We start from the raw sequence: 10,006 nt of genomic DNA, 5'->3' as shown, positions 1-10,006 counted from the left end.
CCGCAGCGGAGTCGACTCGGAGACGCGGATACATCCCGCTACGCTTGTTCACCTGGGAAGTGCTCCTTCAACCACGCTGATACAGACCTAGACAATCGGTATCTTCGCAGGTCAGCGGGCACTTCCCTCCTTCACGTCCAGCCACCCCCGTGAAATCTCCGGGCTAGGCTCACGGGAATGGAGCCAGACCACCAGACCGTGCAGACGCCTGACGGCAGAAGCCTTGCCACCCACACCTGGGGCAGCGGCGCGAGGGTGGTCGTCTTCGAGTCAGGACTGGGGTTCAGCGGACTGTGCTGGGCGCCGGTGGCGAACCTGCTGGACGGTCGAGTCAGGGCTGTGGCCTACGACCGTGCCGGCTACGGCGCGAGCACGCCGGGCGTTGGCGCCCGAACCCTCGACGCCCTGGCTGCCGACCTGGCGTGCGTGATCGAGGCCCAAGGGGTGCGAGACGTGGTCCTCGTGGGCCACAGCTGGGGCGGGCCAATCGTGGCGTCGAGCGGTGGAGCTCATGCCCGCTGGAGTCGTGTCCTTGCTGGTGCTCGTGGATCCGTCAGACGAGCGGACCGAGGCCTACTTCACCCGCCGTACCCGGGCCTTGGAGTGGGTCCATGCCGTGATGTTCCCATCACGTGTTCGGGCCAAGCTCGTCAAGGCCGGGTTGCGGAAGGGGTTGGGGCCCGTCCTGGCCGCAGACGAACTTGAGGCCCTGATCAGTGCCTCCGCCAGCACATCCGCATTACGTGCCTGCGCGAAAGAGAGTCGTCGGATCCGCGCGGGGCTGCTGCAGCTCCGCGCGGGCACACGGTCTGCGACCGTCCCCACCGTGCTCATCTCGGGCACCAAACCAGCTGTCGGCTCAGCGCGTCGCGACCTCCTTGGAGCCCACCAGCGATCCGTCGCAGCAAACCCCGGGTGGCGCCTGGTCGAGGCGCCTGATTCCGGCCACTACGTGTTGTTCACGCAACCGCAGCTCGTGGCGGACGAGATCCTGCGGGCCTGCGACCTACGCGCCGGGGAGTCGGGCTGACAGTCGGGCGTCAGGAAATGATGACTCCGAGCCGTGCGAGGGCGTGCCTGATTCGGGCCAGGGCCTCCTCGGACGTGCACCACCCGACGAAGACGGCCTGGGTTGCGCCCTCGGCCATCAGGGTGAGGTCCAGGGCCGCGCCGTCAATGTCTTCGATGGTGACTCCCTGTGCCCGAAGGCACTGTCCCACCTCAGTCTGGACGCCTCGTCGAACCTCTGTGAGGGCTTCCGCGATCCACGGGTCCGTGACGCTGGCGGCCACATAGGAGAAGTAGATGCTGGTTCCCGGCCGGCGGCTGGCGGCGGGGGAGATCGCGTGCGTCAGGAGGGCCCACAGGGTCACGGGTTCGCCGGGATCCCCGAGCGCCTCGGGGGTGGTGCGTGCCGCGCCCGCGAGCATGGCCGACACACTGCTGCGGACCAGGTCCTGCTTGGTGGGGAAGTAGTGCTGGACCCGTCCGGGGGACACCCCCGCGGCCGCCGCCACCGACCGCACGCTGACGGCCGCCAGGCCTTCGCGCGCAATGACGCTCCAGACGGCCTGCAGGATCTCGTTCTGCTTCTCGGTCGACACCCTTGGCACCCTATCAATACGGATGTATTGTCAGCGACATGCAATACATCCGTATTGGTCGGTTCGCGAAGTGGCTCTGCGTCGTCACCGTCTGTGCTCTGGCGACGGGGCAGCTCGTCGACCTGGTGCGCAGAGACCCGCAGGTGGGTCACTGGCGAACCATGGAGGACCAGGCTCGGTATGGGACGGCGCGTGACGCGGTGATGTCGCGGCTCCCGCGCCCCGACCACGAACGATCCGTCGTCACCAGTTTTGGTCTCGTCCGCGTGGTGACGTGGGTTGGGGGGCAGCCGGGTAGCCCGGTGGTCCTGCTCCCAGGGCACAGCTCAGGAATCCCCATGTGGGCAGACAACCTGCCCAGCTGGATCGGAACACGCACCATCCATGCCCTCGATCCTGTGGGCGACGCCGGGATGTCTGCCCAGACAGTGCCGATGTCTGGCCCGGACGACCAGGCCCAATGGGTCTCGGAGGTGATCGCCGCGCTGGACATTCACCGAGCGCACCTCGTGGGGCACAGCTTCGGAGCAGCGACGGCCGCCGTCGTGGCCACCCGGTATCCCGAACAGGTCGCTTCACTGGCGCTGCTGGAGCCAGTCCTGGTGATCCAACGACCGTCGGCGACGGTCCTGCTCTGGTCGGGTGTGCTGGCCCTGCCCACCCCGCAATCCTGGCGAGACCACGCCCTGGCCCGGATCGGTGGCACGAGTGTCGAGGAGGTCCGCCAGCGAACGCCCATGTCGGAGATGATCGACGCCGCCAGCAGTGGCTATCGGCCTGCGATGCCCACGCCACCGCGGTTGACGGACGACGAGTGGAGTCGGCTGGCGATGCCCGTCCGCGTCGACCTGGGCGCGGCGTCCACACTTTCCGGGCATGAGCGCGCCGCGGAGCGGATTCGAGCACTGCTGCCCGACGCGACGGTCAAGGTCTGGCCCGGCAGGGGGCACTCCCTTCCAATGGAGGAGAAGGATGCGCTCGGAGACGAATTGCTCGACTTCTGGTCACAGACGGCTGGCTGAGCAGCTGGCAATGACAAGAGGTGTTTGAATGTCGTCCTGGCCCGCATGTCTCGCAATCCCAGGGGAAGGACGTCGGTGTCGATCATGAAGGGTCGTCTCGAGGTGGCGCCGCTATTGGTGGCGACCAAGGTCACCTACGGCGCACTGCTGTTGACCAATGCCATCGGCCACTCGATGGGGAGACTCGCACGGCGACGAGGAATGTCCGCGGATGAGGCCGCGGTCAGGTGGGAGATCACCCTGGGGGCAGCCGACACCATTCTTGCGGGCGACGACCTCGTCCGGGCGGAGATCAATGAGCGATGATCCCGGGGCTGTCGCCGGACGGTCGTTCCCCTGAGCCGATGGTCATGTGTGGTCACATCATTGCTGGTCCACGGTGGTGGCACGGCTGTCACACCAAGCAAAGACGAAGCCCAACCCACAATTCGCCGTTGAGCTTCCGGTCGGTCTGGCAGTGGGTGACGACCCGCTCGCTCACGGCGTGGTCGTCCAGCAGTCCGCGCTCGTTGACGGGCACGGTGTGGGGAGGGGCAGTGAGCTCGTCCGGGTAGGAGAAGCAGTGCCAGGAGTGTTCGAGCAGGGAGTCCTGACCGCCGACCGGTTCATAACCGAGAATCCCTGACGTGCTGGGGCTTGGGATCTGTTCCCGCAGAAGGTCGAGCCTCCACCGATTGGCGTGTGGCGCCTCGTGAAGGAGCCGTGCAGCATCCCGCGCGTCCACCGCCAGCTCCACGACGACGGTCCCGGGAACAGGTGACGCGGCGCGCGCCTGCCGAGCAGCGTCCAGGTCGAGGTACCACCCGTCCCACTCCTCGGGGCCGGGCTGCACGCCGTTGAGGTCTGCCGCGACGCTCCACAGTCCCTGGGTCGCACTCGGTGCCAGATCGTCGGCCGGAGAGGGCGCCACCAAGCACCACCCCAGACGCAGGTGCTCTGCTTCCATGGCGCGAATGTAGCGGTGCCGAGTCGCTGCAGGGTCCGACGCGCAGGTGCATCCCGGGGCGGATCTGAGGGCACCCGGGTAACCTCGTGCGACGTGGATCGCTACAGCAAGGACGTCCTGAGCGCGGGCTGGCAGAAGGCCGGCCAGAAGCAGACCATCGACATGCCCATGGAGCTGGGGATGATCGTCGAGGAGCCGTCGACCGGCTTCACCGGCGAGATCGTCAAGTGGGAGAACGGCGTGGTGGTGCTGGAGAACTACAAGCTCAAGCGACGCTCCTTCCCGGTCGGGCCCGGATTCCTCGTCGAGGGCCAGTCGGTGCGGCTGTGCGTCCCGCCGCGCACCGGGGCTGCCGAGCAGAAATACACCGCCTCCGGTTCGCGCGTCGCCCCCAAGGCGACGGCCAAGGTGGCTCTCCCCAGCCGCATCTACGTCGAGGGCCGTCACGACGCCGAACTGGTGGAGAAGGTCTGGGGCGATGACCTGCGCCATGTCGGCGTCGTGGTCGAATACCTGGGCGGCATCGACGACCTGGTGGGCATCGTCGCCGAGTTCAAGCCCGAGAAGGGACGGCGCCTCGGCGTGCTCGTCGATCACTTGGTGACCGGCTCGAAGGAGACCCGCATCGCCCGCGAGGTGGCCAGGGGTGGCTACGGCGAGTATGTGATGATCGGCGGCCACCGCTTCATCGACGTGTGGCAGGCGGTCAAGCCCGAGCGCATCGGCATCAAGAAGTGGCCCGAGGTGCCGATGGACGTCGACTGGAAGAAGGGCACGCTGGCCGCGCTGAACCTGCCGCACAAGGACCAGAAGGACGTCGCCCAGGCATGGCAGGCGATCCTGAAGCGGGTCGACAGCTTCCGCGACCTCGACCCGGCCTTCAACACCGAGGTGGAGAAGCTCATCGACTTCGTCACCCAGGACCACGTCGAGGACTTCTGAACCCAGCCGCCTGCGGTGACCACATAGGCTGGGAGCCATGGCCAGCACGCAGGACGTCCTCGAACTCATCCAGCAGGTGGCGGCCGAGGTGATCACGCCCCGCTTCCGGGCCCTGGCCGACGAGCAGGTGGAGCAGAAGCACCCCGGCGACTACGTCACCATCGCCGACCGCGAGGCCGAGGTGGTGCTCACGCGTGAACTGCTGCGGATGTTCCCCGACGCCCGAGTGGTGGGGGAGGAGGCCTGCTTCGCCGACCCCCGGCTGGAGTTCTCGCTGGGCGGCGCCGGACGCGCCTTCACCGTCGACCCCGTCGACGGCACCCGCAACTTCGTCAAGGGTAGCCCCGACCACGCCGTGATGGTCGCCGAGCTGGTCGACGGCAGCACCCAGCGGGCCTGGATCTGGCAGCCCGAGCACCAGAAGGCCTATGTCGCCGAACTGGGTGCCGGCGTGGAGCTCAACGGTGAACCGCTGGTGCGTCGCGCTCCCGAGCGACCCGCCCTGGGGGCCACCAGCAAGGCGGCCCGGCACGGTTTCGACGCCGAGGGTGCACTGGCGCCCGTGGTGGAGTCGGCCTGGTGCTGCGGCATCGACTACCCGAACCTGCTGACCGGCGGGCTGGACTACCTCGTCTACAAGAACGTGCACCCCTGGGACCACCTGCCCGGCGCCCTGATGGCCACCCAGCTGGGCGGTGAGGTCCGCAACTTCGCCGCCCAGCCCTACACCGCCACCTGGCACGGGCCGGGCCTGGTCGCCGCGGCGACGCCCGAGCTGGCCGAGCAGGTCCAGCGGCTGTGGCGCGCGCCCTGAGCCGCCGCGGCCGTCGCCGTCCCTGGAATGCTCAGAGGCCGAGCAGCGGCAGGTTCCGGCTCTTCGTGACGCCCTTGGCCTCCAGCGCCCGGTAGAGGTGCGGCAGCGCATTGGCAACCGACTGGGGTGCGAAGGGCCAGTCCACCTCGCGCGGGCCGTTGAGGTCGGCGACCACGTCGTCGATGGTCATGCCCTTCTTGATGCAGTCCTCGGCGGTCGACCAGAGCATCGAGACGGCGGCGCGCTGCTGGGTCACCTCGTCGATACCGACCACCGGGCCGTGTCCGGGGACGAAGAGCGTCTCGGGCCTGGCATTGCTGGTGACCCCGTCGATGGCCTTGGGCCAGGTCTCCACCTGCGAGTCGGGCCCGACGAAGGGGTCGCCGCTGGTCTCGACCATGTCGCCGGTGAAGACCACCTTCTGGTCGGCCACCAGCACGAACAGGTCGGAGTCGCTGTGCCCATTGCCCAGGTGCACGATCTCGACGGTGCGCCCACCCAGGTCGACGGCCCGGATCAGCACCATCGGGTCGCTGGGCCCGACCAGTTCCGAGGGGTCGAAGCCGAGGTCGCGACGGATCACCTCGGGGTCGACGTCGGGATCATTGGTGCCGTCCAGGTGCTGCAGCAGGTTCTCGTGGCCGATGCTGACGACGTCCTCGATGCCCGCCAGCCCGTAGAAGTGGTCGAAGTGGGCGTGGGTGACCACGACGTGCGTGACCGGCCTGCCGACCAGCTCCTGGGCGCGGCGGGCCAGCTCACGGCCCTGCGCGGGCGACGAACCGGTGTCCACCATCAGCACGCCCTCCTGGCCGACGACCAGGCCGACGTTGACACTGGCCGGCTGGCACTGCACCACCCAGATGCCGTCGCGGACCTGCTGCCACTCACCGATCGAGAACTCACGCATGCGCACGAGCCTACTGGTGTCAGATGGCCGGTAGCGTGGGCCCCAAGACCGCACGCCCACCAGCAGTAGGGAGCACCTGATGGCTCGACCCGAGGTCGTCTGCATCTGCGGATCCACCCGCTTCGCCGAGCAGATGCACCAGGCCAACCGGGCCCTGACCATGGCCGGCGCGATCGTCGTCGCCCCGGGCGTCTTCGTGCACGCCGAGCCGGACTTCGAGGTGACGGCCGAGCAGAAGCAGGCGCTGGACGAGTTGCACCGGCACAAGATCGACCTCGCTGACCGGGTGCTGGTGGTCAACCCCGGCGGCTACATCGGCGACTCGACGCGCGCCGAGATCGACTACGCCCGCCGCACCGGCACGCCGGTCTCCTTCACCGATGAGGGCTGAGAGCCAGCCAGCACGACGCAGGAGCACGCCGTCGCGGCGCGCTATATTGGCACTCGCAATGCGTGAGTGCCAGCCGGGTGCCCGCCGGAGCGAGGAGGGATGATGCTGGACGACCGCAAGATGGACGTGCTCAAGGCCATCGTCACCGACTACGTCTCCAGCAAGGAGCCCGTCGGCTCGAAGGCCTTGGTGGAGCGCCACCAGCTGCGCGTCTCCCCGGCGACGGTCCGCAATGACATGGCGGTGCTGGAGGAGGAGGGCTACATCACCCAGCCCCACACCAGCGCCGGACGAATCCCCACCGACAAGGGCTATCGCCTGTTCGTCGACCGCCTGGCGACGGTCAAGCCGCTCTCGGCCGCCGAGAAGAGGGCGATCCGCACCTTCATGGAAGGCGCGGTCGACCTCGACGACATCGTCATGCGCACCGTGCGGCTGCTGGCGCAGGTCACCCACCAGGTGGCCATCGTCCAGTACCCGATCAGCGCCAGTGCCCAGGTGCGCCACATCGAACTGGTCAGCCTGCACGCCGACCGGATCCTGCTGATCCTGATCAACTCCAACGGACGCGTCGACCAGCGGTCCGTGGAGCTGCCGGACCACATGGAGGAGACGCTGGTCGTGCTGCGCACCCGGCTGAACGAGGCCGCGGTCGGGCTCACCCCGGCCAGGGCCGTCGAGCAGCTGTCGCTGCTGCTGGTGGACGAGATTGCGGGCGCCCAGGGGCTGCGCGAGCGCGTCGTGGTGGCCACCCTGCTGGAGATGCTGGCCGACGATCCGTCGACCCGGGTCGCGGTGGCCGGTGTGCCGAACCTGAGCCGCTTCGGCGACCAGTTCGAGACCACCGTCAAGCCGGTGCTGGAGGCCCTCGAGGAGCAGGTGGTGCTGCTGCACCTGCTGGGCGAGGCAGCCACCGCCGCCGGTGACGTCACGGTGCGCATCGGGCAGGAGAACCCCTTCGAGCGCCTCCAGTCGACCTCACTGGTCGCCAGCACCTATGGTTCACCGGACGAGTCCTGGGCATCGCTCGGGATCGTCGGGCCCACACGCATGGACTACCCCTCGACCATGGCCTCGGTTCGTGCCGTGGCCCGTTACGTTGGCCGCTTCCTGGCAGAAGGATGACAGACACACCCATGAGTTCCGACTACTACGAGATCCTCGGCGTCGATCGTGATGCGACGCCCGAGCAGATCAAGAAGGCCTACCGCCGCATGGCGATGAAGATGCACCCGGACGTGTCGAGCGAGCCGGATGCCGCCGACAAGTTCAAGCAGGTGCAAGAGGCCTATGAGGTGCTCTCCGACCCGCAGAAGAAGGCCATCTTCGACCGTGGCGGCGACCCGATGGGTGGCGGCTTCGGCGGCATGGGCGGTGCCGGCGGTTTCGGTGGCTTCCCGGGCGGCGGTTTTGGTGGCGGCTTCGACTTCACCAACCTGGTCGACGCGATGTTCGGCCAGCAGGCCCAGCGCGGCCCCCGTTCGCGCACCCGTCGCGGCCAGGACGCGCTGGTGCGCCAGTCGCTCGACCTCGCCGAGGCCGCCTTCGGCGTCACCAAGCCGCTGAAGGTGGAGACGGCCGTCGTCTGCCCGCGCTGCACCGGCAGCGGCTGCGCCGACGACTCCGAGCCAGTGACCTGCACCACCTGCAATGGCCACGGAGAGATCACGCAGATCCAGCGCTCCTTCCTGGGAGACATCCGCACCTCGCAGCCCTGCCCCAACTGCCGCGGCTACGGCACGGTCATCCCGCACCCCTGCGGCGAGTGCTCCGGCGAGGGACGCGTGCGTTCCAGTCGCACCCTGAACGTCAAGATCCCCGCCGGCGTGAGCACCGGCAACCGCATCCACCTTGAGGGCGAGGGCGAGGTCGGCCCCGGCGGCGGTCCGGCCGGCGACCTCTACGTCGAGCTGGTCGTCAACAGCCACGAGGTCTTCCAGCGTGACGGCGACAACCTGGAGATGGTGCTGCGCATCCCGATGACGGCCGCGGCACTGGGCACGACGGTCGACGTCGACACCCTGGAGGCCGAGCGCGAGGACTTCGACGAGGACGCCAAGCGACTGACCGTCGAGATCCCCGCCGGCACCCAGGGCGGCACCCGGGTGAAGGTCGACGGCCGGGGTATCCCGCGCCTGCGCGGCAATGGACGCGGCGACCTGGGCATCACCTTCGTGGTGCAGACGCCCACCAAGCTCGACTCGCACCAGAAGGACCTGCTGGCCCAGCTGGCCCAGGCCCGCGGCGAGATCAAGGTCAATGCTCATGTGCACAAGGGCAAGCAGGGGGTCTTCGACCGTCTCAAGGAAGCCTTCGGCGGCTGATGAGCGACGCCCTCTTCCTCGCGCCCCTGGTCACCGGCCACGGCGCCGAGGCCACCGCCGGTGACCGGATCGCGGTCACCGGCGACGAGGGACGCCACGCGGCCGTCGTGAAGCGGATCGAGCTGGGGGAGTCGGTGCTGCTGGCCGACGGCCACGGCCGGGCCGTGCGCGGACCCGTCGTCGGGGTCTCCCGGCAGGGGATCGTCGTGGAGGTGGGCGAGACCCTCACCACCCCCGAACGGTCCCACCGCTGGGTGGCGGTCCAGGCCCTCGCGAAGGGCGACCGTTCCGACCTGGCCGTCGAGACGATGACCGAACTGGGCGTCGACGAGGTGCTGGCCTGGCAGGCCACCCGCTCGATCGTGCGCTGGAGCGTTGAGAAGCAGGCCAAGGGCCTGGCCAAGTGGGGTTCCACCGCCCGCGAAGCCACCAAGCAGTCGCGCCGCTACCGCATCCCAGAGGTCGGGTACGCGACGACCAAGCAGCTCGTGCAGCGCATCGAGTCGGCCCCCCTGGCGCTGGTGCTGCACGAGTCGGCCACCGCCCACATCGGCGAGGTCCAGCTCCCGGCCGGGAGCACTGACAGCCCCGCCGAGGTGCTGTTCATCGTCGGACCCGAGGGCGGCATCAGCCCCGAGGAGCTGGCCGCCTTCCGCGAGGCAGGGGCGGTTCCAGTGCTGGTCAGCGATGGCGTGCTGCGCACCTCCACGGCCGGGGTCGTCGGCCTGGCCCAGCTGCAACTACTGGCCTCGACCACCCGGGAGTCCCGATGAGCTTCTCCTTCACCCCGCGCACCACGCTGGCCAATGGCGTCGGCCGCACGGGCACCATCAGCACCCCGCACGGCGAGATCCAGACGCCTGCCTTCATCGCCGTCGGAACCAAGGCGACGGTCAAGGCCGTGCTGCCCGAGGCCGTCAAGGAGCTCGGCGCCCAGGCCGTGCTGGCCAATGCCTACCACCTGTATCTGCAGCCCGGCAGCGACCTGGTGGACGAGGCAGGGGGGCTGGGCCGCTTCATGAACTGGGACGGCCCCACCTTCACCGACTCGGG

12 protein-coding genes and 1 pseudogene are annotated in these 10,006 nt (G+C 68.8%); 10 read left to right on the top strand and 3 right to left on the bottom strand.

Translation table 11 applies throughout. The features are described 5' to 3' along the window. Positions 1-177: 177 nt before the first annotated feature. Positions 178-1,030: pseudogene (locus ACHFFZ_RS13385) on the top strand (alpha/beta fold hydrolase). A 10-nt stretch (positions 1,031-1,040) separates the two neighbouring features. Here the strand turns inward: ACHFFZ_RS13385 and ACHFFZ_RS13380 are convergent. Further along, positions 1,041-1,604: a TetR/AcrR family transcriptional regulator gene (locus ACHFFZ_RS13380; protein ID WP_394277099.1), complete on the bottom strand. Its 564-nt coding sequence runs from the start codon at positions 1,602-1,604 to the stop codon at positions 1,041-1,043. A 38-nt stretch (positions 1,605-1,642) separates the two neighbouring features. Between ACHFFZ_RS13380 and ACHFFZ_RS13375 the strand changes: the two genes are divergently transcribed. Further along, on the top strand, positions 1,643-2,626 hold the full coding sequence (locus tag ACHFFZ_RS13375; protein ID WP_394277098.1) for an alpha/beta fold hydrolase: 984 nt from the start codon (positions 1,643-1,645) through the stop codon (positions 2,624-2,626). Positions 2,627-2,710: 84 nt separating this feature from the next. Then, positions 2,711-2,932 (top strand): hypothetical protein, encoded by a 222-nt coding sequence (locus ACHFFZ_RS13370; protein ID WP_394277097.1) that lies wholly within the window; start codon positions 2,711-2,713, stop codon positions 2,930-2,932. Positions 2,933-3,020: 88 nt separating this feature from the next. On the opposite strand, the gene ACHFFZ_RS13365 is transcribed toward ACHFFZ_RS13370, so the two are convergent. Continuing rightward, positions 3,021-3,572, bottom strand: coding sequence for a hypothetical protein (locus ACHFFZ_RS13365; protein ID WP_394277096.1), 552 nt, complete (start codon positions 3,570-3,572; stop codon positions 3,021-3,023). A gap of 93 nt (positions 3,573-3,665) precedes the next feature. Between ACHFFZ_RS13365 and ACHFFZ_RS13360 the strand changes: the two genes are divergently transcribed. Then, positions 3,666-4,514, top strand: coding sequence for a DUF3097 domain-containing protein (locus ACHFFZ_RS13360; protein WP_394277095.1), 849 nt, complete (start codon positions 3,666-3,668; stop codon positions 4,512-4,514). 37 nt (positions 4,515-4,551) lie between these two features. Continuing rightward, positions 4,552-5,328: an inositol monophosphatase family protein gene (locus ACHFFZ_RS13355; protein WP_394277094.1), complete on the top strand. Its 777-nt coding sequence runs from the start codon at positions 4,552-4,554 to the stop codon at positions 5,326-5,328. A gap of 31 nt (positions 5,329-5,359) precedes the next feature. Here ACHFFZ_RS13355 and ACHFFZ_RS13350 read toward each other — a convergent pair whose 3' ends face one another. Further along, on the bottom strand, positions 5,360-6,238 hold the full coding sequence (locus ACHFFZ_RS13350; RefSeq protein ID WP_394277093.1) for an MBL fold metallo-hydrolase: 879 nt from the start codon (positions 6,236-6,238) through the stop codon (positions 5,360-5,362). A gap of 79 nt (positions 6,239-6,317) precedes the next feature. Between ACHFFZ_RS13350 and ACHFFZ_RS13345 the strand changes: the two genes are divergently transcribed. The 5 genes from ACHFFZ_RS13345 to ACHFFZ_RS13325 form a co-directional block, all read left to right on the top strand. After that, entirely contained in the window at positions 6,318-6,629 is a 312-nt protein-coding gene (locus ACHFFZ_RS13345; RefSeq protein WP_394277092.1) for a hypothetical protein, read from the top strand. 102 nt (positions 6,630-6,731) lie between these two features. Further along, positions 6,732-7,754: a heat-inducible transcriptional repressor HrcA gene (hrcA, locus tag ACHFFZ_RS13340; protein WP_394277100.1), complete on the top strand. Its 1,023-nt coding sequence runs from the start codon at positions 6,732-6,734 to the stop codon at positions 7,752-7,754. Positions 7,755-7,765: 11 nt separating this feature from the next. Further along, a complete protein-coding gene (gene dnaJ, locus ACHFFZ_RS13335; protein WP_394277091.1) occupies positions 7,766-8,953 on the top strand; it encodes a molecular chaperone DnaJ in 1,188 nt (395 codons plus the stop codon). Next, a complete protein-coding gene (locus ACHFFZ_RS13330) occupies positions 8,953-9,726 on the top strand; it encodes a 16S rRNA (uracil(1498)-N(3))-methyltransferase (RefSeq protein WP_394277090.1) in 774 nt (257 codons plus the stop codon). Before dnaJ ends, ACHFFZ_RS13330 begins: the two co-directional genes overlap by 1 nt. Next, positions 9,723-10,006 (top strand): tRNA-guanine transglycosylase (locus ACHFFZ_RS13325; RefSeq protein ID WP_394277089.1); only part of this gene is annotated, 284 nt, incomplete at its 3' end. The genes ACHFFZ_RS13330 and ACHFFZ_RS13325, both read left to right, overlap by 4 nt.

The organism is Luteococcus sp. (genome assembly GCF_043424415.1).
Taxonomy (GTDB): Bacteria; Actinomycetota; Actinomycetes; order Propionibacteriales; family Propionibacteriaceae; genus Luteococcus.
The sequence above is the reverse complement of the archived record's forward strand: the minus strand, read 5'-3'. Positions and strand labels throughout refer to the sequence as shown.

Excerpts from the sequence above, each read along its gene's own strand:
- dnaJ (WP_394277091.1), top strand. The coding sequence starts at position 7,766 with ATGAGTTCCGACTACTACGAGATCCTCGGCGTCGATCGTGATGCGACG.
- ACHFFZ_RS13370 (WP_394277097.1), top strand. The coding sequence starts at position 2,711 with ATGAAGGGTCGTCTCGAGGTGGCGCCGCTATTGGTGGCGACCAAGGTC.
- ACHFFZ_RS13365 (WP_394277096.1), bottom strand. The coding sequence starts at position 3,572 with ATGGAAGCAGAGCACCTGCGTCTGGGGTGGTGCTTGGTGGCGCCCTCT.
- ACHFFZ_RS13350 (WP_394277093.1), bottom strand. The coding sequence starts at position 6,238 with ATGCGTGAGTTCTCGATCGGTGAGTGGCAGCAGGTCCGCGACGGCATC.
- hrcA (WP_394277100.1), top strand. The coding sequence starts at position 6,732 with ATGCTGGACGACCGCAAGATGGACGTGCTCAAGGCCATCGTCACCGAC.
- ACHFFZ_RS13355 (WP_394277094.1), top strand. The coding sequence starts at position 4,552 with ATGGCCAGCACGCAGGACGTCCTCGAACTCATCCAGCAGGTGGCGGCC.
- ACHFFZ_RS13345 (WP_394277092.1), top strand. The coding sequence starts at position 6,318 with ATGGCTCGACCCGAGGTCGTCTGCATCTGCGGATCCACCCGCTTCGCC.
- ACHFFZ_RS13375 (WP_394277098.1), top strand. The coding sequence starts at position 1,643 with ATGCAATACATCCGTATTGGTCGGTTCGCGAAGTGGCTCTGCGTCGTC.
- ACHFFZ_RS13330 (WP_394277090.1), top strand. The coding sequence starts at position 8,953 with ATGAGCGACGCCCTCTTCCTCGCGCCCCTGGTCACCGGCCACGGCGCC.